This is a genomic window from Pinibacter aurantiacus, from assembly GCF_019130065.1.
Classification (GTDB): Bacteria; Bacteroidota; Bacteroidia; order Chitinophagales; family Chitinophagaceae; genus Pinibacter; species Pinibacter aurantiacus.
Window position 1 is genome coordinate 423,622 of the sequence record NZ_JAHSPG010000001.1, and the last position, 26,674, is coordinate 450,295.

General features: G+C 41.6%; 21 protein-coding genes and 1 tRNA gene. 15 read left to right on the plus strand and 7 right to left on the minus strand.

Annotated features, from left to right (window positions below; all coding sequences use genetic code 11):
• Positions 1-73 precede the first annotated feature (73 nt).
• The 3 genes from gcvP to KTO63_RS01565 all read left to right on the plus strand — a co-directional run bounded on the left by gcvP (position 74) and on the right by KTO63_RS01565 (position 3,741).
• A complete protein-coding gene (gcvP, locus tag KTO63_RS01555; RefSeq protein ID WP_217789359.1) occupies positions 74-2,980 on the plus strand; it encodes an aminomethyl-transferring glycine dehydrogenase in 2,907 nt (968 codons plus the stop codon).
• Positions 2,981-3,047: 67 nt separating this feature from the next.
• Positions 3,048-3,221 (plus strand): hypothetical protein, encoded by a 174-nt coding sequence (locus KTO63_RS01560; RefSeq protein WP_217789360.1) that lies wholly within the window; start codon positions 3,048-3,050, stop codon positions 3,219-3,221.
• A 286-nt stretch (positions 3,222-3,507) separates the two neighbouring features.
• Positions 3,508-3,741 (plus strand): SymE family type I addiction module toxin, encoded by a 234-nt coding sequence (locus tag KTO63_RS01565; RefSeq protein WP_217789361.1) that lies wholly within the window; start codon positions 3,508-3,510, stop codon positions 3,739-3,741.
• A gap of 337 nt (positions 3,742-4,078) precedes the next feature.
• Here KTO63_RS01565 and KTO63_RS01570 read toward each other — a convergent pair whose 3' ends face one another.
• The 4 genes from KTO63_RS01570 to KTO63_RS01585 all read right to left on the minus strand — a co-directional run bounded on the left by KTO63_RS01570 (position 4,079) and on the right by KTO63_RS01585 (position 8,671).
• Positions 4,079-4,513, minus strand: coding sequence for a hypothetical protein (locus tag KTO63_RS01570; RefSeq protein WP_217789362.1), 435 nt, complete (start codon positions 4,511-4,513; stop codon positions 4,079-4,081).
• Between the two features lie 300 nt (positions 4,514-4,813).
• The gene (locus KTO63_RS01575; protein WP_217789363.1) at positions 4,814-5,572 is read right to left on the minus strand and encodes a class I SAM-dependent methyltransferase; all 759 of its coding nucleotides are present in this window, start codon (positions 5,570-5,572) and stop codon (positions 4,814-4,816) included.
• Between the two features lie 367 nt (positions 5,573-5,939).
• Positions 5,940-8,072 (minus strand): elongation factor G, encoded by a 2,133-nt coding sequence (locus KTO63_RS01580; protein WP_217789364.1) that lies wholly within the window; start codon positions 8,070-8,072, stop codon positions 5,940-5,942.
• 215 nt (positions 8,073-8,287) lie between these two features.
• Positions 8,288-8,671, minus strand: coding sequence for a hypothetical protein (locus KTO63_RS01585; protein WP_217789365.1), 384 nt, complete (start codon positions 8,669-8,671; stop codon positions 8,288-8,290).
• A 279-nt stretch (positions 8,672-8,950) separates the two neighbouring features.
• On the opposite strand from KTO63_RS01585, the gene KTO63_RS01590 reads away from it, so the two are divergent.
• From KTO63_RS01590 to KTO63_RS01605, 4 genes are all read left to right on the plus strand, one after another.
• Positions 8,951-10,192 (plus strand): ABC transporter permease, encoded by a 1,242-nt coding sequence (locus tag KTO63_RS01590; RefSeq protein WP_217789366.1) that lies wholly within the window; start codon positions 8,951-8,953, stop codon positions 10,190-10,192.
• Between the two features lie 131 nt (positions 10,193-10,323).
• Positions 10,324-11,328 carry a tRNA (adenosine(37)-N6)-threonylcarbamoyltransferase complex transferase subunit TsaD gene (gene tsaD / locus KTO63_RS01595; RefSeq protein WP_217789368.1) on the plus strand — a complete coding sequence of 335 codons (1,005 nt, stop codon included), beginning with the start codon at positions 10,324-10,326 and terminating at the stop codon, positions 11,326-11,328.
• A 184-nt stretch (positions 11,329-11,512) separates the two neighbouring features.
• Positions 11,513-12,232, plus strand: a complete 720-nt coding sequence (locus KTO63_RS01600) for a tRNA1(Val) (adenine(37)-N6)-methyltransferase (RefSeq protein ID WP_217789369.1) — start codon at positions 11,513-11,515, stop codon at positions 12,230-12,232.
• A 503-nt stretch (positions 12,233-12,735) separates the two neighbouring features.
• Entirely contained in the window at positions 12,736-14,214 is a 1,479-nt protein-coding gene (locus KTO63_RS01605; protein WP_217789370.1) for a DUF1254 domain-containing protein, read from the plus strand.
• Between the two features lie 158 nt (positions 14,215-14,372).
• Here the strand turns inward: KTO63_RS01605 and KTO63_RS01610 are convergent, their stop codons facing one another.
• Positions 14,373-15,545 (minus strand): acyltransferase family protein, encoded by a 1,173-nt coding sequence (locus KTO63_RS01610; RefSeq protein ID WP_217789371.1) that lies wholly within the window; start codon positions 15,543-15,545, stop codon positions 14,373-14,375.
• 183 nt (positions 15,546-15,728) lie between these two features.
• Between KTO63_RS01610 and KTO63_RS01615 the strand changes: the two genes are divergently transcribed.
• The 7 genes from KTO63_RS01615 to KTO63_RS01645 all read left to right on the plus strand — a co-directional run bounded on the left by KTO63_RS01615 (position 15,729) and on the right by KTO63_RS01645 (position 21,808).
• Positions 15,729-16,223, plus strand: a complete 495-nt coding sequence (locus KTO63_RS01615) for a GNAT family N-acetyltransferase (RefSeq protein WP_217789372.1) — start codon at positions 15,729-15,731, stop codon at positions 16,221-16,223.
• A gap of 250 nt (positions 16,224-16,473) precedes the next feature.
• On the plus strand, positions 16,474-16,818 hold the full coding sequence (locus KTO63_RS01620; protein WP_217789373.1) for a hypothetical protein: 345 nt from the start codon (positions 16,474-16,476) through the stop codon (positions 16,816-16,818).
• Positions 16,819-16,913: 95 nt separating this feature from the next.
• Positions 16,914-17,261 (plus strand): hypothetical protein, encoded by a 348-nt coding sequence (locus tag KTO63_RS01625; protein ID WP_217789374.1) that lies wholly within the window; start codon positions 16,914-16,916, stop codon positions 17,259-17,261.
• A 332-nt stretch (positions 17,262-17,593) separates the two neighbouring features.
• Positions 17,594-17,677 (plus strand) — tRNA-Leu (locus KTO63_RS01630).
• An 815-nt stretch (positions 17,678-18,492) separates the two neighbouring features.
• Positions 18,493-19,695, plus strand: coding sequence for a glycosyltransferase (locus KTO63_RS01635; protein WP_217789375.1), 1,203 nt, complete (start codon positions 18,493-18,495; stop codon positions 19,693-19,695).
• Between the two features lie 20 nt (positions 19,696-19,715).
• Positions 19,716-20,801, plus strand: coding sequence for a glycosyltransferase (locus tag KTO63_RS01640; protein ID WP_217789376.1), 1,086 nt, complete (start codon positions 19,716-19,718; stop codon positions 20,799-20,801).
• Entirely contained in the window at positions 20,798-21,808 is a 1,011-nt protein-coding gene (locus KTO63_RS01645; RefSeq protein ID WP_217789377.1) for a glycosyltransferase family 4 protein, read from the plus strand. The genes KTO63_RS01640 and KTO63_RS01645 overlap by 4 nt, the downstream gene beginning before the upstream one ends.
• Positions 21,809-21,810: 2 nt before the next feature.
• On the opposite strand, the gene KTO63_RS01650 is transcribed toward KTO63_RS01645, so the two are convergent.
• Entirely contained in the window at positions 21,811-23,283 is a 1,473-nt protein-coding gene (locus KTO63_RS01650; protein WP_217789378.1) for a glycoside hydrolase family 130 protein, read from the minus strand.
• A gap of 621 nt (positions 23,284-23,904) precedes the next feature.
• Between KTO63_RS01650 and KTO63_RS01655 the strand changes: the two genes are divergently transcribed.
• Complete coding sequence (locus KTO63_RS01655) at positions 23,905-24,339, plus strand: hypothetical protein (protein ID WP_217789380.1); 435 nt, start codon at positions 23,905-23,907, stop codon at positions 24,337-24,339.
• Positions 24,340-25,304: 965 nt separating this feature from the next.
• Here KTO63_RS01655 and KTO63_RS01660 read toward each other — a convergent pair.
• The gene (locus KTO63_RS01660) at positions 25,305-26,360 is read right to left on the minus strand and encodes a hypothetical protein (RefSeq protein ID WP_217789382.1); all 1,056 of its coding nucleotides are present in this window, start codon (positions 26,358-26,360) and stop codon (positions 25,305-25,307) included.
• Positions 26,361-26,674 lie beyond the last annotated feature (314 nt).

Consider the following 26,674-nt stretch of genomic DNA (forward strand, 5'->3'; position numbering starts at 1 on the left):
GAACCCGTTGAATTATATTGGTTTCGTACTAACTTTGCGCATCTTTTCAAATAGTACAACCACACTAATATTTATGAATTTATTTGAAGCGCAATCCGGTGAATTTAAAGGCAGGCACATTGGGCCAACTGAAGCAGATTCTACTCACATGCTACGTACGATCGGCGAAAATAGTCTTGAAGACCTGGTAGGAAAAACTGTTCCCGCAGCTATACGCATGCAGCATGAACTGAACCTTCCTAACGCGATGAGTGAATACGAGTATTTGCAGCACATTAAGGAGGTTTCCCTTAAAAACAAAACTTTCAAAAATTATATAGGTCAGGGTTACTATGACAACATTACCCCTTCGGTTATTTTGAGAAATATCTTCGAAAACCCAGGTTGGTATACACAGTACACTCCATACCAGGCAGAAATCGCACAGGGCCGTTTGGAAAGTCTGTTGAACTTCCAGACAATGGTGAGTGACCTGACTGCTCTTCCAATTGCCAACGCCTCTTTGCTGGATGAAGCCACGGCAGCTGCGGAAGCAATGACCATGTTTTTTAACGCACTGAATAAAGACCACGATCACATTTCCCGTCCTAAGTTTTTCGTGGACAACGATACTTTCCCGCAAACAAAGGATGTTATCATTACAAGAGCCGTTCCTGTTGGCATTGAAGTGGTTTTTGGCGATTACAAACAAGCACAGTTTGACGAAACATATTTCGGAGCCCTTGTTCAATATCCAAATGACAAAGGTTCTGTAGAAGATTACCGTTCATTTATCGACAATGCACACAAAGTGGGCGCATATGTGGTAATGACTACCGATCTTTTGGCGCTTACATTATTAACGCCTCCGGGTGAGTTGGGTGCCGATGCGGCTTGCGGTGTGGCGCAACGCTTTGGTGTTCCTCTTGGCTTTGGTGGTCCTCACGCTGCATTCTTTGCAGTAAAAGACGAGTTCAAACGCAGTATCCCGGGCCGTATCATCGGTGTAAGTATCGATGCACAAGGCAACAGGGCTTTGCGTATGGCGTTGCAAACACGTGAGCAGCACATCAAACGTGAAAAAGCAACTTCTAACATTTGTACCGCACAAGCGTTGTTGGCAAACATGGCGGCTATGTACGCGGTTTATCATGGGCCGGACGGCTTGAAAAATATTGCACAACGTGTTGCCTTGCTGACTCAAACACTGGCAAACGAACTGCAGGAAGAAGGTTACGAGCTGGTAAGCGAATATTTCTTCGATACCATTACAATAAGAACTTCTGATGCAAAAAGCCTGATCGCTAAAGCAGCAGAAAGACAAATCAACTTCCGTTTCATCGATAATAACCACATCGGTATTTCTTTGGATGAAACTACTACACCAAATGATTTGCTCGACATCTTATTAGTGTTAGACAAAGAAAACGAGAATGACGTAGCAGCTTTCAGCATCAATCACGAAGATGTATTGAGCGCTATTCCAAGTGCCCTTACAAGAACATCAGATTTTCTTACACATCCAGTGTTCAACGCTCACCACAGCGAAACACAAATGATGCGTTATATAAAAATGCTGGAAAACAAAGATCTTTCTTTGAACACCAGCATGATCAGCCTTGGTAGCTGTACAATGAAATTGAACGCTGCCAGCGAAATGATTCCCTTAAGCTGGAGCCATTGGGCTAAAATGCACCCGTTTGCACCGGCAGATCAAACAAAAGGTTACCAACAAATCGTAGATGAGCTTTCTGCTTATTTGTGCGAAATCACAGCATTCGACGCGTGCAGCCTGCAGCCAAACAGTGGTGCGCAAGGTGAATACGCTGGTTTGTTAACCATTCGCGAATACCACGAAAGCCGCGGCGAAGGACACCGCGATGTAATGCTGATCCCTATTTCTGCACACGGTACAAACCCGGCTAGTGCAGTAATGGCAGGCATGAAAGTGGTGGTAGTAAAAGCTTTGGAAAACGGATATATTGATGTTGCGGATTTGAAAGCAAAGGCGGAACAACACGCGGCTAACCTTTCCGGCATCATGATCACTTACCCAAGCACTTACGGTGTATACGAAGAAACTGTAAAAGAAATTACTGATATCGTTCACCAACACGGTGGACAGGTTTACATGGATGGTGCAAACATGAATGCGCAGGTTGGTTTAACGGCTCCAGGTCTTATCGGCGCTGACGTTTGCCACCTGAACCTGCACAAAACATTTGCGATTCCTCACGGTGGTGGCGGCCCTGGAATGGGACCTATCTGCGTGAAAAAACACCTTGCTAAATTCCTGCCAGGTCACGTTGAAGATACACAGAACACAGTGGGCGAATGGAACGGCACCGAAAAACATGCTGTTTCTGCGGCACCATTTGGTTCTGCTTCTATCCTGTTGATCAGCTATGCATACATCCGCATGCTGGGCGCAAACGGACTGAAAGCAGCTACGGAATATGCTATCCTGAACGCAAACTATATGCGTGCAAGATTGGAAAAACACTACGACATTCTTTATACAAACCACAACGGTCAGTGTGCCCACGAGTTCATCGTAGATCTTCGTCCATTCAAAAAATCTGCTGAGATCGAAGCTGAAGATATCGCGAAACGCCTTATCGACTTTGGTTTCCACGCTCCTACCATGAGCTTCCCTGTTCCGGGCACGATCATGATCGAGCCAACAGAAAGCGAAGACAAAGCTGAGCTTGACCGCTTCTGCGATGCACTTATCGCCATCCGCGAAGAGATCAAAGCAATCGAAGAAGGTACTGCAGACAAAAAAGAAAATGCGTTGAAAAATGCACCACATACACAATTTGCAGTGATCAGTTCTGAGTGGTCAAAACCATACAGCCGCGAAGCCGCAGCGTTCCCTCTTCCTTACGTGAAGGAGAACAAATTCTGGCCTTCTGTAGCCCGCGTAAACAACACGTTCGGCGACAGAAACCTGATCTGTACCTGCGAGCCAATTGAAAGCTACATGGAAGAGCAAGTATAATCGCTTATTAACTTTCGACTATAGAGTGGCAGCTTGAAAAGGCTGCCATTTTTTTTGTAGTGATTTAATGTCTGCTACACCCTCACGCTGTTGGCGCAGACATGCAGCGCCGCCGTCGCAGCAGGGCGTGTCTGTGCCGGGCATTCACGCTGTAACGGCTACTGCACGCACACGAAATCGTTGGCACGGATACGCACTCGCACAAGCCATGCTGCATATCCGCGCCAACGATTGGGTGTGACATGTTAAACTATGCAAGACGTATTTAGAAACTATTTCCTTCGCAAACATTTTTGACTCTTTTGACAACACTACTTTAGCATCTCTTTTTACTTTCGCCGCGACTAACATAATTGACAGTGGTAATTGAAACTATAATTGTAAGACCTTTGTAAGCTCTTACAAAACAATACGCGGTTTCAGTACCCCCGTGTGGAGCGTTAATGCGCCCACAGCTGTCAAAAGTGTTAGTCAACGGGAAAGGCTGAAACCGTATTTAATTTTGGCCGATTAAACTTCATTCTACATTGACTAACGCCGCAAAGAAAAAATCTCCAAAGCCCAAAGCAATCGACAAACCAGTTCGCTATTTCACACTAACAAGTTATCTCCAACCTTCTTCGTATCGCAGATATACGGAGGTTCCAATGCTTCGTTTAATGGGCAAATGGCTAGAGCACGCAGGGTTTCCACCTGAAAAACGGATAAGCATAACCATAGAAAAAGGTAAGCTTACAATGCAGCCTGTGAATGACAATTAAACCGGCAAGCTGAACGAACAAAATGTTTGAAGAACCAATAGGCTGCCACTTGTCATTCCGAGGAACGAGGGATCTGGGTCTTGTGCAAACAGGCTGTTGAAGAACCACCCAGATCCCTCGTTCCTCGGGATGACAAGCAGTCTTTAAGCATTAATGCGGACACTTTGAGCTGCAGAATTTAAAAGTCACAAGAGGACTAAATAATAAAATGCGATGCCGAAACTTATTTGCACAACCGCAAATCATTTCGTACACCGCACCTCATTAGTGAAAACTCAAAACCAAAAATTTTCAACTCTCAATTCTCCACTCTCAATTCTCCACTCTCCACTCTCCACTACATTTTCGGCTTTCCGATATCCGCCATTATCTCGTCACTGTGTTTATTCAGGTACTTACCAAAACGGGTCCAGTATTTATCTCTTGCTGCTTTGTCGGTAATGGATGCGTCGATTAGCTTGTCAGCTTCTTCCATTGCTTTGTTAACGTTGTTCCAGCCGTCTACTTCGTAAATCATCACCACTTCCATATTGTTGCTTCCCCACCAATGGCGCAACAAGCGGTAGTTCTTGATCATTGCATTTGGTCTGATGCCTTTTTCCACATACATATTCATGAGCGAATCAAACTCGGACCGGCGTGCATCATCAGGAAGGCTAATCTGAAATCTTGTAACGATCACAGGGTTGGGTTCCTTTTCAGGAGTCGTTTGTGCAGATAGTTTAGTGGTTAGCAATGAGCATAGCATTGCCATAGCAAAAAGGAGTTTCATTTTTTACTTTTTTTAGATTAGATAATGACAGTCTTTACAGAATACGTAAGGATTATTGGAAGTCTTGTCCCATAACGCTTTTGTGGAATTACTCAGATGAAGAAATACAGGTCGCCGCACAGATAGGATAAAGCAAGCGAAATATTTAAAAGAGGTAAAGTAAAAGTAGATATAGATTTTACCGATTCAAAGCAGTTGCGAATTTTTTTTCAAAAAAAAGAAACGGCCGCGCAAGTACAATAGCCGGCCATTTCACTATTTGATAAAACAGTAAACCAACCTCTACATGTAGTCGAAGTTTTATCTAAAAAGGCCAACAAATAATTTGGTATCGTAGTCGATTTTGATCAGGTTATTTTCTTTGTAATGGTCAAACAGCACTTTCAGGTCGTTGATCATTTCCGTGTAACCATCATCGTTTACAGAAGGCATGTAGGAGGAAGAAAGCAATCGGCCCTTTAATCCTTCAAAATCAAATATCTGGAAGTTGTAAAAAACTTTCAGCTCACAAGTTGCGGGTGCAAAAAACTTGTCAATGTCCGGTTTGGTAATGTTGCGATGGTCCACTTTCACATAATCGCGGGCATGTTTAACGATGAGCTCATCATATTCTTTTTCAAATGGTGAAAGCGTCAACCGTTCATTCCATATCAATCCAACGATTCCTTTGGGTTTTAATATGCGCTGAAATTCCTTTTTTGTTTTTGACACATCAAACCAATGGAACGCTTGCCCGGCAATAATTACATCGATGCTTCTATCCTTAAGAGTGGTATCTTCGGCAGTCCCGTTTATTGCAGTAAAATTCTTGAATGGTTGTAACAGTTCCACTGCTTTTTCACGCATTTCTCTGTTCGGTTCAACGGCGGTTACATGGTAACCGGACTTCAAAAACAACTCGCTTGAAATGCCTGTGCCCGCGCCAATGTCAGCGATTTTCTTGTCGGTTGTCAAGCCATATTCTTCTTCAAGAAATTCTATTACCTGCTCCGGATAATGTGGCCGGTAGCGTACGTAGTCTTCTACCCTGTTGCTGAATCTTTCCGTGCTTTTGGACATGGCGTTGAAGTTGTTCGTTGAGTGTTGTCAGTAAAGATAGTGAAAGACCAGAATCTTCACCACTAAGGCACAAAGGGCACACTAAGATTCACTAAGAAGTGATTAACCGCAAAGGGCTCAAAGGTTGCGCAAAGGAAGCAAAGATCTTACAACTGAGGAAAACCTTAGTGCAGCTAAGTGTCTTTAGTGCCCGCCCGGATGACTCCAGTCGGACGGGTCTTAGTGGTAAAATGCAAACTTTTTCCTTCGTTTTCTTTGCGCAACCTTTGAGCCCTTTGCGGTTAAACAGTTCTTCCCCAAGTGGTAAATAAAAAAGGCTTCAACAGTTCGCATCTGCCAAAGCCTTTTGAAGTTCGTATTAATTCCCTCACGACACTGCTGCCCTTTCCTGCTTGTTATACGCATCTGCCAATGCACGCTGCACTTCAAACGGCACAGGAACATAATCGTGAAACGTCATGGAGAATTTCGCACGGCCTTGCGTAAGCGAGCGCAATGCCGATGAATAACCATCCATTTCTGCCAATGGCACTTTCGCGGATATCTTTTGGAAATGTCCTGCGGCATCAATGCCCTCCACCATCGCACGTCTTGTTTGCAAGTCGCCAATTACGTTACCGGTTTGTTCATCGGTGCACAATATCTCAACATTATAAACCGGTTCCAGCAGTTGCGGGTCGGCCATTTGAAATGCCTGGCGAAATGCCTGCAAACCTGCTATTTTAAAGGAAATATCATTACTGTCTACCGGGTGCATTTTCCCATCATACACACTCACACGCACATCACGCACATATGAACCTGTAAGCGGACCATCCTGCATTTTTTCCATTACACCTTTCAAGATAGAAGGAATAAATCTTGTATCAATTGCGCCGCCGACGATGCAATTGTAATACACAAGTTTGCCGCCCCAGTCAAGCGGAATTTCTTCTTTACCACGAACGTTCAGGCCCTTCGGATCAGGCATGTTTTCTGTCCATGGTTCTATGCGCATATAGACTTCTGCAAACTGTCCCGCACCACCACTTTGTTTTTTATGGCGATAACTACTTTCGGCCATTTTGCGAATCGTTTCCCTGTAAGGAATGCGAGGCTTTTCAAAATGTACATCGAGGTTGTATAAATGTTCGAGCTTCCATTTGATTACCTGCAAATGCAATTCTCCCTGGCAATGCAAAATGATTTGCTTTAGCTCCTGAGAGACTTCCAGAATAATGGTAGGGTCTTCTTCCTGCAGCTGATGCAGGGCCTGCGACATTTTCTCTTCCTCGCCTTTATTTGTGCTGATCGCCATGCTGAGGTTAGGCTTGGGAAACTCTATCGGCATCAATTCGTAGTTCCTGCCTTTTTCGTGAAGCGTATTGTTTACGTGGGTGTTTTTCAATTTTATCATGGCACCAATGTCGCCGGCTACAAGCTCTTGCACGGACACCCGGTCATGTCCCTCGACTACAAACAACTGGTTTACCTTTTCAACCACACCCGTTGTTTCATTGGAAAGCTCCATGCCTGTTCTTATAGTGCCGGAGTATACTTTAAACAAAGACATTTCACCCACATGTGGCTCTGTAATGGTTTTAAACATGAAGATACAGGCAGGACCTTTTGCATCGCATTGAAGTTTGCCTCCGTTCTTCATGGTTTGGGGTGGCATTTCATTGGCGGATGGGCAAACATTGTCTATAAAGCCCATCAGCCTTCCACTTCCCATATTTCGCTCTGCAGAAACACAGAACAACGGAAATAGATCGTGGTTGATCATTGACTTTTTGAGGCCGTCTCTCATTTCATCTTCTTCCAATGTTCCCTTGTCAAAATATTTTTCCATCAATGTTTCATCATTGCCAGCAACAAGTTCTACGAGATCTTTATGCAGCTGATCTGCCTTTTCTTTTTCTTCATCGGGAATTGGCAACTTCTCAGGCTTTCCTCCCGCATCTTTAAATTTATACATCACCATATTCAATACATCAATGATGGCATGAAAGCCAGCGCCCTGCTGCATTGGATATTGTATCATGGCTATCTTGTTGCCAAAGTGCGCTCTCGCTTCGCGAACGGTTCTGTCAAAATCCGCTTCGTCGCTATCAAGTTTTGTCACACAAAATATCATGGGGGTTTTAAATTGCTCCGTGTATTCCCAAATGATGTCGGTACCCACTTCCACACCCATGTCAGCATTCAGCAACATTACACCGGTATCGGCTACACGAAGCGAAGCGATCACTTCGCCAACAAAATCATCATAACCCGGAGTGTCTATAATGTTTATTTTGTAGCCGCGCCATTTGGTGTGAAGTAAAGTGGAGAAGATGGAATTGCTGCGTTGTTGTTCAAGTTCGTGGTAGTCACTTACTGTATTTTTTTCTGCAATTGTTCCGCGGCGCGTGGTAAGACCTGCTTCATAGAGCATGCATTCCGCTAATGTCGTCTTACCGGCGCCGGCGTGCCCCAGCAAGACAATGTTTTTGACGTGTAAAGTATCGTATTCTGCCATGGCAAACGTTTTTAATTGTGAATTAATAATTAATAATTAATAAAGAACAATTAATAGGGTAACAGGCTTGCAAAAACGATGTTTTCAAATTTGTTTAAAAATTTGAGTGGCAGCATTTGGCAAACGATATAACCCTTTTAATTATTAATTATTAATTATTAATTAGCCTTAAAACTGGAACCTATGGAGTACGGAGATAGAATATTCACGTAGTATTATGCCGTGTAATGATGAGAGAACTTTTTAAAATCTTCCTGCAAATTATCAAGCACACTTTCTAAATAATTGTAGCGATCGTTAAGATCTTCATGCTCGACGTAGGTTGCTTCGCTGAAATGTCCGTCACTTCTGTTCATTTCCCACTCAGCAAATTTTTCATGATTCTTAATATCATGTTTAAGATCATGCACGTTTAAAAGCTGGATGCGAAATTGATTTTGGAAATGTTCGATGTCGTGTTGCGACTCTCGGTCCGTTAGATGTGGAGCCATCTGTAGTAGTGATCTTTCGAGTTGAGTTAGCCTTTCGCGGTTGGAACGAAGTGTATTTTTCCAAGTTGTACACTCCGTAGAGAACTGTGTTGTGTCTGTAGTAACCATGGGAATAAATTTATAAAAGTGAAGAAATGAAAACCTCCTTCCCAGGGGGCGTTTACTATTCCTAAATTAATATAGTTTATTTGAAAAAGCCATGACTTTGGTGTTAAAAAGTGAGGCATTTTTTGAAGGTATTATGAATCAGGAAATTAGCAGGGAGTTGAGAATTGAGAGTGGAGAGTTGAGAGTTATCTGCAAGACTGAATGTGATGATTAAGTGATACTGTCACCACTCTCCATTCTCAACTCTCAACTCTCAACTTTTTTTACTACGTTTGACTCATGCGAAGAATCTTCGAAATCATAGGCAGTAGTTTTAAAATGGCCATCGACGAATTCAGGGCCAATAAATTAAGGACCTTTCTTTCTCTTTTTGGCATCACCATTGGTATCTTTTGCATTATCGGTGTACTGGCAACTGTAAACAGCCTGGAACGCAACGTGCAGACGGATATCAAGGCGCTTGGGAGTAATTCCATTTATGTGCAGAAAACTGATTTTTCGCAGCAAAACCCCTGGTGGAAAACTATGGGCTACCCCAATGTTACTTACGCTGAAATGGGGCAACTGAAGCACAAAGTGCCCACTATAAAGAATATTACATTCCTGCTTAACTCCAATGATAAGATCGACTATGAAAGTGAAACGCTGAGCGGCGTCAACTTTTATGGTATTACGGAAGAGTTCAGCGACATTCAAAACATAGAAATTGTATCCGGCAGATATCTTCAGCAATCTGACTTCGACCGTGGCGCCAGTTCAATTGTGATGGGCAACGATGTAGCAGAGCAAATCTTCGGCTCTGCTGAAAGGGCCGTTGGAAAAGAAATTGATTTAAAAGGCAAAAAAGGATTTGTGGTGGGCCTCATCAAGAAGCAGGGCAAGAGCATGATCGGTGGCTGGGATTTTGATAATTCGATTATTATGCCTTATCAATTTTTACGTGGTTTGATGAATGAAAAATCTGTAGAAACGACCATCATTGTTCAGGGACAGGAAAAAATCCCCGTAACTGAAATGCGCGAAGAACTGACCGGTGCGATGCGTTCCATCAGAAGACTGAAACCCACCGAAAACAACAACTTCACTTTAAACGATATTGACTCCTTCAGCAACTTCGCTTCCGGCATTTTCTCAGGTATTAACCAGGGCGGCTGGGCCATTGCAGCACTTTCCCTGGTTGTGGGCATGTTTGGCGTGGCCAATATTATGTTTGTAACAGTAAGGGAGCGTACCAGTCAAATAGGCCTTAAAAAAGCCATTGGTGCCAAGCGCGGTGTTATTCTAATGGAGTTTTTAATGGAATCTGCCTTCCTTTGTATTCTGGGCGGGCTGATCGGCCTGGCATTGGTTTTCCTTTTGACAAAAGTATTTTCTGCAACACTGGGTTTCCCCATCTATATTTCCCTTAGTATATTGTCACTTGCTATTGGCATTTGCATATTTGTTGGGGTGCTGGCGGGCATTATTCCTGCGACCATCGCAGCAAGGATGAATCCGGTGGTGGCGATCAGAAGCAAATAGTAGCCAGTAGCTAGTTTCCAGTAGCCGGGATGAGCATAGTGTTCATGCAAACAGTATTCACTGGCAACCGGCGTCCGGCTACTGGCTACCTGCGCTCTTTTTCCTACCTTCGCACCTTAAATTTTCTGACATTGAGCGTTACAATTCTGGCAATAGAATCTTCATGTGATGATACTTCCGCTGCGGTTTGCAGAGATGGTGTGATGTTGTCCAATCTTATTGCAGGCCAAAAAGTACATGCGCAGTATGGTGGCGTGGTGCCTGAACTGGCTTCGCGGGCACATATGCAAAACATTGTGCCGGTGATAGATACAGCCCTGAAGAACGCCAATTGCACACTGGCAGAAATAGACGCTATTGCTTTTACGCAGGCGCCCGGTTTGATCGGCTCTTTACTTGTAGGCACTCAATTTGCCAAGTCATTGTCGCTGGCGCTAAACAAGCCATTAATTGCAGTGCATCACATGCAGGCGCATGTACTGGCAAATTTGATCGAAGAACCGCGCCCTGAGTTTCCTTTTCTTTGCCTTACCGTGAGCGGGGGCCACACACAAATTGTATTGTGCGAATCTCCCGACAAAATGCGCGTGATTGGTGAAACGATGGATGATGCTGCGGGTGAAGCTTTTGATAAATCTGCAAAGTTGCTGGGTCTTCCATATCCCGGCGGCCCGTTGATCGACAAATATGCAAAGGACGGCAATCCTAAACGCTTTGCTTTTCCTGAACCACAAATTCCCGGACTGAATTTTAGCTTCAGCGGATTGAAGACGGCGATCTTGTATTTCCTGCAAAATGAAACAGCAAAGAATCCCAACTTTGTGCAGGAAAACATGGCTGATATATGCGCTTCTGTTCAACATCGCATCGTTACCATTTTGCTCAATAAACTTAAACGAGCGTCCGACGAAACCGGTATCAAAAACATTTGTATTGCGGGCGGCGTTTCTGCCAACAGCGGCCTCCGCAACGGTCTTGTTGAATTAGGCAAAAGAAAACATTGGAACACATTCATTCCTCCGTTTCAATACTGCACCGATAACGCCGGCATGATCGCCATTACGGCTTATTATAAATTCCTGAATAAAGACTTTGCGGATTTGGGAGTGGTGCCGAGTGCAAGAGCAGAGTGGTAGTGAGGTAATTAATAATTAATAAAGAATAATTAATACTGATCATCCGAAAATGCAATCATTCTTTTAGTAATGCAGACATTGTTTTATTCTTTATGATGTCAATTGCCCCGACACTTTTAAACGGTTCCAATAACCTTTCAGCGCCACACTATTAATTACTAATTATTAATTATTAATTCGCCACATGGCAAATACTTTCTTCCGCTTCAAACAATTCCTCATTCACCAGGACAGGTGCGCCATGAAAGTTTGCACGGATGCATGTGTGTTTGGGGCGTGGGTGGCAAAGGAATGGAAAGATGGCCAGGAGAAGCTGAATGTGCTGGACATTGGAACAGGAACGGGTTTGCTTACCTTGATGCTGGCGCAAAAGGTCAATGCTTCTTTTAATTCGGTGGAGATAGATGACCATGCCTTTGAACAAGCTTCGCAAAACTTTGCAGAGAGCGATTGGAAAGATCGCATTTCGATCCATCATAATGACATCACGCAATTTTCTACTTCACAAAAATTTGATTTGATCGTTTCCAATCCTCCTTTTTATGAGAAGGATCTGAAGAGCGATAAACACAAGATCAATCTTGCACGACATGACAGTTCGTTAACCTTGTCAACGCTTTTACAAACTTGTAATGCCTTGCTCGCCGACGAAGGCAGCGTTGTTTTACTTCTCCCTTTTCATCGCCTTGCAGATTTAGAGAAAGAGGCTCAGGCCAATGGATTGCATTTTGCCCATTTGTTACGAATGAAACAAACCACCACACATGACTATTTCCGCCTCGGTGCTGTTTTGCGAAGGCAACCTGCAATATGCATCGTAGAAGACATCACGATTAAAGATGTATCGCAACAGTATACGAACGAATTTGTGGAATTGTTGAAAGATTACTATTTGTATTTGTAAAGCAAGCCCCCCTGCCTAATGATTTGATTCTTTTATATTTCAAATCATGACAATCATGAAAATCCTGATGACCTGCCTGCCCGACTAAAGTCATTCAGGCCGGCGTTCTCACTCAAACTTCAGGTATAATTCAAAAAAGGCAGCAAATGTTTAACGACTACTTCTCCTTTCTGAATGTCGCCGCGGAGGGCAGCAAAGGAAATGCATGATGCTAAAGCAAAACCACCAAAGATCGCACATGGAAAAGTTTAGGTTAATAAGTTTGGGGCGGACATTGAAAACAGCCATTAGCGGCACACAATGTTCTTAGATGGCAGTACTTAAATGTAATGTTTAAACCCAAGTTTTGCAACACCGTCAGTTTATCTCATGAAAAAAATCAGTAGGATTTAAACTAAACGGCGTCATTTTTGTTGTGTAGTTCTGTGTGTGTTACCCACAAGCCCGGCCGACTCCCTACCATCCCTGAAACGGAGATCATGCTTAACTCATAAACAAATTTTATGAAAATCCCGGGCATTTACGCAATCGCTCTTCTCCTGTTTATTTCCTGTAATCACGGTGCAACAACCGAACAAACTATTATGGCTAACGACGAGAGTCCTGATAGCATCATGGCTCGCGTTCGCAGGTTGAAAGATCCTGTTGCCGGCCTTGCGTCCACTGCACAACCCATCAACATGGGCAATTACGCGGGCGCAAGGGCATTGGGCGTCCTTGCTTACGAGTGGGGCTATGCGATGGTAAAAATGGAACAGACAATAAGGGAAAATATCGGCGCACAGCGATCCAATTTTGAAACAAACAACCGCGCTCCGTTAAACGCTTTGGGCTGGTCGCGACAATTGCCAACACCTGCGGACAAGGGCGTTGCTCCGGATTGTGATGCTTTCCACTTAAGCGCCGTCATTAATCTTGATGAGCCTTATATTTTACAGGTTCCGAGTACTGCGGGCCGTTATTACGTGATCAACATTATGGACATGTACCACAACTATCTTGATTGCATTGGCAAAAGAACTACAGGTACAGAGGGCGGCACATTTGCCATTGTCCGCGAGGGATATAATGGCAGCCTTCCGGGAGGTGTCAAAAAGACCATTGTATCTAAAACTTCAAAAGTTTGGCTGTACGGAAAACTAAGAGTTCTGGAGGGAGAAAACACAATGGGAGTGCATGACCTGCAGGATCAGTTTGTTCTAAAATCGCTGAGCAATTTCGAGGGCCGGGTGAATCCCGGTTCGGTGGCGGCATTGCCCGATCTGCCGATTTATTCTCCTGCTGATTCTTTCCGCTTCTACAAACAACTTGCATTGGCTGTTCAGTCAAACCCTGCAACAGATGAAAATAAACTTGTGGCTGCTCAACTCGAGAACATTGGCATACGCGATGGAAGTTTCAATCCTTCGACATTAACAACATCACAATTGCGTGGCCTTAAAGATGCGGCGATGGAAGCTCCCCTGGCCATCATTGCTTCGCAGGCAAAATTTGCACGGCAGGTAAATGGATGGTCGTGGGTGATCAAGCCTGAAAACTTTGGCTACAATTATTCATATCGCTCCTTTATAACAGGTCAATATATGGAGAGCCTGCCCGACAAGGAAGCATTGTCTACTGCCCGCAACACCGACGATGAAAAAAGCGTTTTTTCCGGTTATAATAACTATAAAATTCATTTTGACGGACCGCCGCCTGTTGACGGCTTCTGGTCGCTCACGTTGTACATTTCCGGTTCGAGCCAGCTCTACGGCAACGAACTGAAACGTTACAAGATCAGCAGTGAAACAGCAGGGTTGAAATCAAATTCCGACGGTTCGTTTGATATTCTTATTCAGCATGCCAAACCGAATGAGATCAGCAACTGGTTACCTGCACCAGAGGGACAGTTTTATCTTGTCTTCCGTTTGTACGAGCCCAAAGATGAAGTGCTGGCTCTGCAATACAACATGCCGCAGGTGACGAAGACGAGGGTTTACTAATTGAAAATTGAAAGTTGAAAATTGAAAGGAGAAAGAAAGCAGATTGTCATGATTTACCATGATTAGAAGAAAAATCTTCACTAACCATTAAAATCATAAGACTCTGCGTTCCCTTCATTTTCAATTTTCAACTTTCAATTTTCAATTCATCCCCCATCCTACACCTTTATGTAAATCTTCCTCCTGTCCAGCCAGTAGGCCAGCATCCAGTAAAATAATACCGTAATGATCGCATAGATCAATGAACCGATTTTTAAATTGGAAGAAAGCGGTTTGCAGATATGTTCGTAAAACCAGGGGAACGCGCTGGTGTAAAGCTGTTTGCCATCGCTGCCTGTTCCTGATGGCCACCTGAGGAGGCCGAGCACTCTTGGCAAAAAACCACTTAGCACAAAGATGAACAATGGATTTTTCCCAAACACTTCAAAAAACTTCAAACCTTTTGCAGGCTTACCTTTCAGTTCTATCCAATACAAGAGAAAGCAAATGGTAATAATTGCAAGGCCGCTTGTATATAACGTGTAAGAGCTCGTCCATATTTTTTTATTGATGGGAAAGACCATGTCCCAACAATAACCGGTAAATACTAAAACGCAGCCCGCAAGCAACAGCGTTGTGACCATTTCGAATGTTTTGCCGCGCTGTATAATGAATTTTCCTGCCAGATATCCAACGATCACCTCTACCGTTGCAGAAAGCACCCCTGCCAGGCCTTCGGGATCAAACAATATTTTTTCACCTTTATAAAGATGAGGTACACCAAGCACAGCCTGGTCAATGGTATTGCCAAAGTAACCGGCCATGCTATAGGGATCAGCAGCATCACCAAGCGTGTAAGCGAGCACCCAATAGACTAACAGAAGAACAGCTCCGATGATGGCAGCGACTTTTGGTTTAGTGTAATAGATAATGACGGACGCGAAAAAATAGCATAGTGCTATGCGTTGCAAAACCCCAGTGATCCGAATGCCGTTTAACCGATTGTCCGGATTGACCCAATGCTTGAATACGAGGACATCATTTTCCCATCGCACAAACGGTGACCAGTTAAGGAATATGCCGATCGCAAGGATCAACAAGGTTCGAACCGTTACTTTTTTCCAGAATGCCTTATCCCCTGCTTCATGTAGTCGTGGCATTACAAAAGCCATAGCGTTTCCCACGGCAAAAAGAAAGAAGGGAAATACAAGGTCCGTTGGCGTACATCCGTGCCACGGCGCGTGATCGAGCGGAGGAAAAATGGCAGACCATGTGCCGGGATTATTTACCAGTATCATAAAGGCAACGGTTGCGCCCCGAAAGACGTCGAGCGAATAGAATCGATTCTTCATGTGTTAGTTGAGTTGTTCGTTGATAGTTGTTCGTTGTTGGACTTCATGTGCGACTTCCTGACCACTAAACGATCAGGTTATAGCAGTTTAAGACTTCGTGGACGCTAATCGAAAATAAAGGCTAACAACTAACAACCATTAACTATCAACTAAAATAACAGTTTCTTTGTAAAAATCGACACCATGCAATACAGAATGGCAAACAAAGCCGATGGAGAAGCATTAAAAACGCTCGCACTAAAAGCCTGGTCAGGGTTTGAAAACGAACTAAGTCCCGAAAACTGGGCACGGTTAAAAGGGAATTTGCAAAACATTAAAACTTACGAAGATCTTTTGGCGAAAGGCCCCGGCTTCGTTTGTCTAAATAATGATGATAACATTGTAGGCATGAGTTTTCTTGTACCTAGCGGAGAAGCAACTGAACTATTCGACGAAAGCTGGTGTTCCATCAGGTTTGTGACCGTTGACCCTGATTACACGGGAATGGGAATTGGTAAAACGTTAACGCAAAAATGCATTGACGCCGCCAGACTTAACGGAGAGAAAACTATTGCACTGCATACCTCCGAAATAATGCATGCAGCCAGGCATATTTATGAAAGCCTGGGCTTTCAAATTTTGAAAGAGATTGAACCAAGATTGGGAAAACGTTACTGGGTCTATCTGCTTACACTTTAACTTTCTTTTCCCTTCCCCCTGATCTATACGCATACACTAACAAGTAAAAAGTAAAAAGTCCTTACTACTGTCTAGCTGACTAAATACTGATAAACCAATCTACCAAAGTAAATGGCGAAACCGAAAGCTACTTTTTTGTGTTTACAAAAGATCATTTCTGCAATACATTAACCGCAAGTGATTGATACATTGCTTTTAACAAATTATAAGTACGCCTCACAGATATAGTGTTGTAAATTTGCACCTGTAAATGAAACAGATTTTTGCATTCATATTGTCTCTTTCGCTTGTAGTTGTTGTTGCTTCAACAAACTGCGAAGCAGCCACGACACTTAGGTGCGATACAATAATTGCAAAAAATACTGTGTGCAAAAACATTGCTCACAAAGTTTTTGCACATACAAATACAAACGCCCATCAACAACCAGTTGGAAAAACCAAAGTTTCCAAATCTTCTTTGGGTGGTTTCTCAAAAGAGAATTTTTCAATTTCGTCTTTCATCAATACAACAACGAACGAAACAACTTTCATCAGTTACCAAAATGTGCAGCCTGCCCAAAGGCTCTATGTTTTACATTGTTCCTATCTCCTATAATGGATTCCCCGTAGCGATCTTTCTTACTCAAACATGAAACGTTAACTCTAATTTTTAACTGGAGGCATCTTATTGCCTTCTACAAAATATTATTTATGAAAAAGTTCATCATAGCATTAGCTTGTATTGTATTTGGTTATAGCTATTCATTTGCGCAGCAAAAAACACCGGCTGCACAAAAAGGTTATTATAGCATTGGCAACAACGCGCAAAAGCTGGAAAAACCTCAGCCTGTTGTAACTTCAGGCAACCACAATGTCGGCAAAGGTTACTATTCAATAAATGAAAAAGCACGAACGAGCAAAACGCCGGTTATCACCATTGGCACGGCTTCTCCGGCCACGAAAGGCTATTATTCAATTGGAGACAATCATAGAAAATTAGGCGCTGCAACAGTAATTGCCAATGCAGAATACGCCACACAGGAATATGCGATTCATTAGATTCAACTCAATTAGGAATTAGGAATTAGGAACTAGGAATTAAGGTGTCACCCCCAAAGGTTTCTTGAACATAAAGGTTGCTATGCCATCAATTCCTAATTCCTAATTTCTAATTTCTAATTCCTAATTCCTAGTTTCTAGCTACCTTACATTCTCAATCATACAGCAATGTGGAAGAAGATCTGGAACATAATAAAAAGCGTGCTGGTGCCTAAGAAAAGCTGTTGCAAATAATTTTTTCAGGTTTTTTAAAAAATATTTGAAAAGATTTTGGTTGGAATCAATTCGCAACGTAATATTGCACCCCCAACGGAATAGTTCTTACAGGAAATGCCCAGGTGGCGGAATTGGTAGACGCAGCAGACTCAAAATCTGCCATTCGCAAGGATGTGCTGGTTCGATTCCAGTCCTGGGCACTTAAAAGGCTTTCAAAATCAAACGATTCTGAAAGCCTTTTTTCTTTTGCTTTTACAATGGTTTCATATTCAATTCCATAGTACCTCTAAAAGGCGGCACACAAACGGCACACACGTCAAAAAAAAGAAAAAAATAGGCATGTTCTTGGTGGTTTTATCTAAGTGAACATCATTATAACACCAAGGCGTATGCGCAATGACCGAAAGGTCTATTATACTTTTGAGTGGGGAAAAAAACCAGGACAGCGAAAAGCCTCCGGCATCTTTACCTACACCCGGCCATCGACGCCCCTCTCCTGCTGGAAAATCCAGGCCTTTTAGACTCATATCACCCTTTTTATTTGACCTACATCCGGTTTTGACAAACAATTGGCGTTGAGGCAAACTATTTGGTAGCATGGCCTCGAAATCGCTGGCTTTTCCAGTAAATATGGCCTGACTTTTTTAAGATGATTTAAAGTGAGCTGGCATTTTTTTGCTGTTCAATGTTTCATTTTATTATCATGATGGCTTCATCGTAAAGGTGTTTTAAAGGCCAAATACTTTAGACTAAAAACGCTCAGCTCCAGCACAATGCATAATATAATGGGCAGCGTCAATTAAATCAACTACCTTGGGAGGACTTTATAGAAGATCTTCTTTATTTCTCTTCCGTGTAATTAATTCGTTTTATAAGCAACATCTGATTGCTTTGTTGTATTTAACTGTCTAATAAAATAGTTTTTACAATTTATATCTCTTTACTTGAATCGGCATATGTAGCAATATGAGCAATTGGTATTGTTGTGCCCTGCCATTTTTATTAAAAAACTAGTATGACAAAAATAAATCATAAGCAAAAAATACTATTCCTGAGCACTTATCCGCCTGCAAAGTGTGGTATAGCAAGCTTTACTCAGGATCTTACCAATGCTGTGCAAAAAGAAATTGATGGTGATTATATCATTAATATTTGCGCATTGGATAAGAAGAATGCAAAAGGACTATACAGCGCGCCGGTTACCATGATAATGGATGGTCATATATTAAGTTCTGTTGTTGAAACGGCTGGCATTATTAACAACGATACAAGTATTGCACTTGTATGCATTGAACATGAGTTTGGCTTATATGGCGGCGAAATGGGTGAATTCTTACTTGGCTTCATCGCCTTACTTGAAAAGCCATTTATCATTAGGTTTCATACAGTATTGCCATCGCCTGATGCAAAGCGGTTAAAGATTGTACAATCCATTGCGTTGCTGACAGATAGAGTGATGGTAATGACCAATCATTCCGCCTGGATATTGAAAGAATATTACGGAATAGAAGCTGCAAAAATAGCCATCATACCGCATGGCACACACACCAATAGCGTCATCACTTCCCAAAATTTGAAGATCCATTATAACCTTGCCGATAAAATGGTGCTTACCACTTTCGGATTATTGAGCCCGAATAAAGGTATTGAGAAAGGTATACTGGCTATGAAAGAAATCAGTGTGCGTTTTCCGGAAGCAGTATATGTGGTATTAGGACAAACGCATCCTAACCTGCTTGAACAGGAAGGAGAGAAATACCGTAATTTTCTAAAACAATTAATTGATGACAATCACTTACGGCAAAATGTAATGCTGATCAATGAATATGTGCCTACACAAAAGCTGATGGAGTATTTGGCATTGACAGATATTTATCTTTTTACTTCCAAAGACCCGGATCAGGCCATGAGCGGCACTTTCCTGTATGCTATGAGCGCAGGTTGTCCTATCATTTCCAACTCATTTGTTTTGGCAAAAGAAATGCTGGATGACGAAACGGGCATTATTCTGCAAACAAATGACCCACATGAATTGTCTGAAAACGTGATCAATCTTTTACACAGTGATAAGATCCGAATACAAATGGGCCAGAACGCTTTTATGAGAACAAGAGAAACAACCTGGGAAAAAGTAGCGGCCAGGCACAAAGCATTATTTGCCGAAGTGCTTGAAGTGCCTATTCTTTCTACTACTATGTCCGCTCAGTTCTCTACTTAATTTAATTTAACATTGCTATTATGCACACAGAAGATCATTCTATTTCGTTGTCGCCTGTAATTTTTAAAGATGTAAAATTACCGGCCTTTAATTTTAACCATATCGATAGCCTGACTGATGATACCGGTATGATACAACATGCAATGTATAACTTGCCCAACAGAAAAGAAGGCTATTGCATTGATGACAATTCACGTGCATTGATGTTGGCTGTATTTGCAAGCAAAAATAAAAAGAACGATCTGTCGCCGAGGTTGATTCCTGTATACCTCAGTTTTATCCACTACATGCAAACGGATAAGGGACATTTCAAAAATTTCATGAGTTATAATAAGGAAAGTTTTGAGGAGTATGGCTCAGAGGACTCTTTTGGAAGAACCATAATGGCACTTGGTTTTCTCGTTCACCAAGCGCCTACCAACTTACTTGCTATGACGGGCCATCAAATATTTGCAAAAGCGTTTCCTAATGTACGTAAACTCATTTCCATACGTGGTATTGCCAACTCTATTGTAGGCGTTTGCCAGTTTATAAAATACAATTACCCTGATGATGTGAAACGCGATATGGTAATTGAATTGGCTGATAAAATGACCGCGGCTTATAGAGCCAATAAAATAGGTGATTGGCATTGGTTCGAGCCTGTGCTTACCTACGACAATGCGTTATTGCCACTTGCTTTACTGAATGCCTATGAAGTAACACAGGATGAAAAATATTTTGACGTTGCATTTGAAGCCATGCATTTTCTTGAATCAAAAGTATTTCACAATGAAGTGCTGAGGCCCATTGGAAATGATGGATGGCTGAAAAGAAATGGCAAACAGGCACAGTTTGACCAACAGGGTATTGATGTGATGGCGATGGTACTTTTTTATCAGCAGGCATTAAGGTTAACAGGTGAAGATGAATACCTTATAAAAATGTACAAAAGTTATCAATGGTTCCGCGGCGCCAATGACCTTGGGATTGCTTTGTACGACCCTGCCACAGGCGGTTGTGCTGATGGGCTGCACAGTACAGGTGTCAGTTTGAATCAGGGAGCTGAAAGCACTTTGTCGTACTGGATTTCACACCTTGTAATGGCAGAAGCCCTGGCGAGATGAAGATAGCCATACTCTCACCTATAGCATGGCGCACTCCTCCGACAAATTATGGTCCATGGGAACAAGTAGCCTCCAATATTGCGGAAGGACTAATAGCAAAGGGAGAAGATGTTACGCTCTTTGCAAGCGGAGATTCTATAACGGCAGGCAAGCTTGCATGGTGCATTGATAAACCTTATGCAGAAGATAATGCGGCAGACGTTAAGGTGAATGAATGCCTGCATATCAGTCATCTTTTTGAAAGAGCGGATGAGTTTGATATCATTCATAATCATTATGATTTCTTACCACTTACATTTTCCAGGTTAATCAATACACCCATACTCACAACCATTCATGGTTTTTCATCTTCGTTAATTATTCCTGTTTATAAAAAGTATAATGCTTATGGACATTATGTTTCCATAAGCAATGCCAACAGACATGCCTCGCTACATTATACGGCAACTGTGTATAATGGCATAGACACAAAAGCATTTTCATTTTGTGAAAGGCCAAAAGATTACCTGCTTTTTTTCGGCCGCATACACCCGCACAAGGGCACACGCGAAGCCATTGAAATAGCAAGGCTTAGTGGCCATCAAATCATCATTGCAGGACTTATTCAGGATGCAGATTATTTTAACACCTACATACAACCATTGATTGATAATGATACTATTGTCTATGCAGGCAACTGCGGACCTGCACAAAGAGATGAATTATTGGGAAACGCCAAAGCATTGCTGCATCCCATCTCTTTCGATGAACCATTTGGCCTGAGTGTAGTGGAAGCAATGTGTTGCGGCACGCCAGTCATAGCTTTTAACAGAGGCGCTATGCCTGAATTAATATTACATGCAGAGACCGGCTTTCTTGTTGATACTATCGAAGAAGCTGCAAAATCTGTTGACCGTCTTCCATCTATCAATAGAAGCAATTGCAGAAAATGGGTCGCCGATAAATTTTCAATGCAAAGAATGACGGATGATTATATAAAAGTGTACAATCAAATACTGAACCGTTAAACTTATACTTTTGAGTTTTTTAGTTCAGCCAGTAAATCTGCAAGATTAACCGTAGCATAAGTAGACGCATGATCCGACATGGCATATGGAATGATCAGCTGGCCATTGTGAATCATGGAGCCGCATGAATACAATACATTGGGTACATAACCTTCCCTTTCTTTTTCATTAGGCATGAGCAATGGTGTAGATAGCCTGCCAATTTCTTTTGCAGGATTTTCCAGATCGAGTAAGGAAACGCCCAGTACATACTCACGTACCGCGCCTACGCCATGTGTGATAACCAGCCAGCCATCAGGTGTTTCAATAGGAGAACCGCAGTTGCCCATCTGTACAAACTCCCATGAAAACCTGGGTGTTTGTAATAATTTTGCTTCTCTCCATACATTGATGTTTTCTGAGAAGGCTATATAATTGTTCACGCCATCGACTCTGCAAAGCATTGCGAATTTATTATTGATTTTTCTTGGAAACAACGCCATGCCTTTGTTCTGCGCCACTTCACCATGAATAGGCAATACCCTGAACTGGTAAAAATCTTTGGTGAGTAATAACTTCGGCAATATGGTAACGCCGTCATAAGCAGTATAAGTGGCATAGTAAGTTACTTCACCATCATCATCAATAAAGCGCACAAAGCGTGCATCCTCAATTCCTTTCTTCTCTGTATCTGCTATGGGAAAAATGACTCTTTCAGATATAGCCGTATCCAGAGAAAAATTTATTTCATAATGCGAAGATGCCAGCCACATCACTTCATTGAGTAGTAAAAGACTTTGCGAATCATCCTGTACCTGCAAGGTAGTTTCAAGTACATATCTTTTCAATTCTTCGTAAGTAAATGTATCCGTAAGCTTCGCCATCATCAACGAATAGGCGGCGCTGTTGCAATCCTGCATCTCCTGTATCTTGCGGCTGAATGATTCTTTGTGATAAATATGGTTCTTTACATGTTCGGGCGATTCCAGCATTTTACCTGATACATCAATCACGATATCATTATTAGCATCAATAATACCGGAGCGAAAAACAACGGAAGATACGTGTCCCTCCCCGGTTGCGCGAAAACTAATGATCACTCTTTTCTCACCTGCTGCAAGCTCAGACTGGTCAGGATCTTCCATCATGGATGGATTAAAAAATGCGGCAGCTTCGTTGGAATACTCCATAGTAAAATAAGCGCCTATCAATACCTTTTGTGGGGTAGTAAGCGTATGTAGATCAATGCCGAGTTTTAAAAATAAATAAAGTATCTGATGAAAATGTTTTTCAAATATCCTTGAGATGCTTCGGTGTCTTTTAGAAAAATCTCTTAAGATATGTGTTAGCGTTTCATGCTGCGCATTGTCACTCAGTGCCAGCACCCGTGTGATCAGTTCCATGCTACGCTCTTCGGTAGTAAATAAAAAACGGGCAATGACCCGGCTTGCATCCGGCTCAAATAAAATGTTCTTACGAATAACGTTGACTGACATAGGGATCTTGTTAATTATCTAGAGAATTGCAGGCTTAAGATGTGAATACCTCAACAATGTAACTTTTATTGTTGGTATTTGCGGATAAGGCTGAGTTAAGATGGTTAACAATAGGAGGCGGCATCGACGCATTCCCGTTTTTTTTGCAAGTTGCAAAAGCGATCACTAAGTCTATTGCAGGTAATATTTTTTTCACAACTCTTTGCATGCAAGACGGTAAATTTAAAAGCAAACTTGTTGATCATTACACTTTGACATGCGAGCAACGCAAACCGCATTATTAAAAAATGCACTGGTTACAATCAATAATACTTTGAGCGATAAATTTTAACTATGTTGTTGAAAGTAGTGCATGGCAGAGGTCCTGTGTAGACATAAGTTTTAGATCTAACAGTGTGGTTAAAGTTAATCCTGCTTATGTCGAACTTATAGCGTACCTTACTCTAGATTTCCACAGGATATGATTTAAGATTCAAATAACAGGGTTATTAGCTCTGTCTCTTTCTCTATTCTCCGTAAATTTTAAGCAATCAATTCTTTAGGCCCTGCAGGCAAAATTGAAATCTTAAGGGACAGACCGCGACTTTAATTTATTTAACAGCATTCCTTCAATTTTCTTTTATGACAAAAAAATTATTATTAACCTTCATTGGTTTATTATTTATCTGTGTATCTATATCTGCTCAAAAGGCAAACACAGACTCGCTTTCCTTAGTTTCTAAAATCAGCGAGGATCAACTGAAATTGGGTAAACTTCAAAATCAGGTTGAGCAGAAAACACAAAACAAACAAGATGCTTCACAACAAGCACAAAAATCCGCCGATGCTAATTCCACCGCAGCAGGTAAACTAAGCGATCATCCAGAAGATAAAAAGTTGGCGCGATCAGCAGATAACAAAGCAGGCAGTGCCAAGTCTGATTCAAAAAACGCAAGAAAAGAATCAAGCTCATTGGATAAACTAAACGTGGACATCCAGGATCTAAAAAATAAGATTGCCGCTAATCAAGTCAAATTAGATAAGTATGTGAAACCGGAAGTGCGAATTGAGCCATGAGTACTGCGATAATTGCATCCTCACCAACACCATTAAAGCTTACATAAATTTACCAATGGAAGGTGCAAAACCAAGAACAACGAGAGGTATTTCAGTTAAGTTCTTACTAAGATGGTATGACACACGGAGACTCAAATATTGTCTTGTCGAATTAGTTTCGCTTTCTTTCGAATTCGAACATTAATCACATGAATGACACACGCCGTGTGTCAAACTATAAAAACGAGTAGTATTTTTAAATGAATATTTTTACATTTGTAGTGATAGTGGATTAGAGTACGACGCTTTTTTGACACACGATCTTTACAACTTAATGATATTCAAGCATGGTTCTGTGCAAGTCCTGAGCACTTTATAAAACGCTGACAATCAATAGATTGTCAGCGTTTTTGTTTTTGCAGTTATTCACTTATCAATCAGTTAAAGGACATCTAGCTGGCACGCCTGACACATTCTTTCACTTCAATCATTAGCCGAAATTTAGATGTTTGAAAATATAAAAAAGTGCTCTTCATCATCGTACTCAATCATTAGACATTTCTGATCACATCGATAGGAAACAGTTCAGCTAAAACTATTTAGAACTTGACACTAAAATTCCAAACCATCGAACTCGAAATTAAAAATCATACGAAAACAAAAATATGTCAGGTGACACATCTTTAATGTAAAAAATATGCTATATTATTTAATTGACTATGATTCTCATTTCAGTTGAAATGCTATAACTAATATGATTTCTCAATTGCGTCCACACTGTGGACGCAATTGAACGCGTTATTGCCTTCTTATTTTACTTTGAACTGGATTCAATTGAGTACAGCTTCCTTTCTCCAATTTGGCTTTGACATTCTCCACGCGCTTCCTGATTGCTTCAACTTTTTTTGATCTTAGTTTCAATCTCTGATTTTTTTTGTGGTGAATAATTCTATTGTCCTTTATGACGCGTAGCACTTCGAAAGAAATCAATATTGAGTAAATGTTACAAGACTTGAGTAAGCAACTTGATGCTCATTAATAAACTGCACTACGTAATGACCCGGTGATAGACCACTGCCATTAAATGTCACTTGCAATTGATCTTTTTGGATTGGAACCTGTTTAAGAATTCTCCCTTGCATATCAACCAGACGTAACTGGCCGGACAAAACCGAGCCGGAAAACCGAACCCTAACCTGGCTGTCACTCACTGTTGTGATCATTTTATTTGATTGCTTAACATTAATTGTTTGCACAGTTGAAAAGCTATAGTTAGCATCGATATCAATGCACTTCAGGCGATAATAATTATTTCCTTCCAATGGCAAGTTGTCTTCGAATGAATAGTGAGTGGTCGTAGTGGGTATATTTTTTGATTTTAAAGTTCCTACAGTAATATAGTCTCTACCGTTTCCACTTCTTTCTATATTAAATCGATCCGTTTGAACTTCATTACTGGTTACCCAAAGAAGTTGCACACTGTTTTTATTTTCCTTTACAGTAAATGAAAGCAGATCAAGTGGCAGCTGAGACGTGCACAAATTGACACAATTATCGGTAACTGTTACCAAAGGCCCCCAATTTGTATTGAATGGGTTGGTGTAAAATGCAGAAGGTGTTTTGCACACTGCCAACTTTTTTGGAATTGACCCATTGCTTACTACAATTGGCGCATAAAAATTACTGGCACCTGCAGCTAAATTCAATTGCCCGTAGTCAGCTATGATATTAAGATTTTGATACGGCGAAAAATCAGTATTGATAATAAGTTTTCCTCCGGGATTGATGACAATTTTGTTATCGGTTCCAAATCCATCGATTGAACCAAGATTGAGGGTATTGCAAATAAAAACAACGTTGCCATTGCCATTCAAAGTTATTGTCGGAATACTATCGGTTGTGGAAATACAAACTGTATCATTGTTCGTGCTTACTGTAAAACTTGAGCTGGGCGATATGCATCCTGAACATGGACGTGCTGCAGGTAACTCAATCTTTCCCCAAGAGATCAGGTAAGCACCCCGATTGTGAGTGCGCTCCATAGTTAAGAAAAAAAATCAAAAATAGAGCGATATAATCTTGTCATGATCATTATAACAGGCTATTACATTGCACTTTAGAAGATACAACCTGTACGATCTAAAAGACAATCACATGCACTCTTTATAACAAACAACGGGTATTGTGATTTGTTTAGGGAATTATATCCTATCAATTATTTGTATAAAGTTACCTGGTTGTTATATCTGCTCATCTACAGCAATTTGATCTACCTTTTTTATCAATAAACAGTTCTAACATCTTCCGTTTCTGTAGTTTATTAACACAAAGCACAATTCTGTAGCACCGATCTTAC

Bases quoted from the DNA above. Each gene is read 5' to 3' on its own strand.
- gcvP (WP_217789359.1), top strand. From the start codon at position 74: ATGAATTTATTTGAAGCGCAATCCGGTGAATTTAAAGGCAGGCACATT.
- KTO63_RS01560 (WP_217789360.1), top strand. From the start codon at position 3,048: ATGTCTGCTACACCCTCACGCTGTTGGCGCAGACATGCAGCGCCGCCG.
- KTO63_RS01570 (WP_217789362.1), bottom strand. From the start codon at position 4,513: ATGAAACTCCTTTTTGCTATGGCAATGCTATGCTCATTGCTAACCACT.
- KTO63_RS01575 (WP_217789363.1), bottom strand. From the start codon at position 5,572: ATGTCCAAAAGCACGGAAAGATTCAGCAACAGGGTAGAAGACTACGTA.
- KTO63_RS01580 (WP_217789364.1), bottom strand. From the start codon at position 8,072: ATGGCAGAATACGATACTTTACACGTCAAAAACATTGTCTTGCTGGGG.
- KTO63_RS01585 (WP_217789365.1), bottom strand. From the start codon at position 8,671: ATGGTTACTACAGACACAACACAGTTCTCTACGGAGTGTACAACTTGG.
- KTO63_RS01590 (WP_217789366.1), top strand. From the start codon at position 8,951: ATGCGAAGAATCTTCGAAATCATAGGCAGTAGTTTTAAAATGGCCATC.
- KTO63_RS01600 (WP_217789369.1), top strand. From the start codon at position 11,513: ATGGCAAATACTTTCTTCCGCTTCAAACAATTCCTCATTCACCAGGAC.
- KTO63_RS01605 (WP_217789370.1), top strand. From the start codon at position 12,736: ATGAAAATCCCGGGCATTTACGCAATCGCTCTTCTCCTGTTTATTTCC.
- KTO63_RS01610 (WP_217789371.1), bottom strand. From the start codon at position 15,545: ATGAAGAATCGATTCTATTCGCTCGACGTCTTTCGGGGCGCAACCGTT.
- KTO63_RS01615 (WP_217789372.1), top strand. From the start codon at position 15,729: ATGCAATACAGAATGGCAAACAAAGCCGATGGAGAAGCATTAAAAACG.
- KTO63_RS01620 (WP_217789373.1), top strand. From the start codon at position 16,474: ATGAAACAGATTTTTGCATTCATATTGTCTCTTTCGCTTGTAGTTGTT.
- KTO63_RS01625 (WP_217789374.1), top strand. From the start codon at position 16,914: ATGAAAAAGTTCATCATAGCATTAGCTTGTATTGTATTTGGTTATAGC.
- KTO63_RS01635 (WP_217789375.1), top strand. From the start codon at position 18,493: ATGACAAAAATAAATCATAAGCAAAAAATACTATTCCTGAGCACTTAT.
- KTO63_RS01640 (WP_217789376.1), top strand. From the start codon at position 19,716: ATGCACACAGAAGATCATTCTATTTCGTTGTCGCCTGTAATTTTTAAA.
- KTO63_RS01645 (WP_217789377.1), top strand. From the start codon at position 20,798: ATGAAGATAGCCATACTCTCACCTATAGCATGGCGCACTCCTCCGACA.
- KTO63_RS01650 (WP_217789378.1), bottom strand. From the start codon at position 23,283: ATGTCAGTCAACGTTATTCGTAAGAACATTTTATTTGAGCCGGATGCA.
- KTO63_RS01655 (WP_217789380.1), top strand. From the start codon at position 23,905: ATGACAAAAAAATTATTATTAACCTTCATTGGTTTATTATTTATCTGT.
- KTO63_RS01660 (WP_217789382.1), bottom strand. From the start codon at position 26,360: ATGGAGCGCACTCACAATCGGGGTGCTTACCTGATCTCTTGGGGAAAG.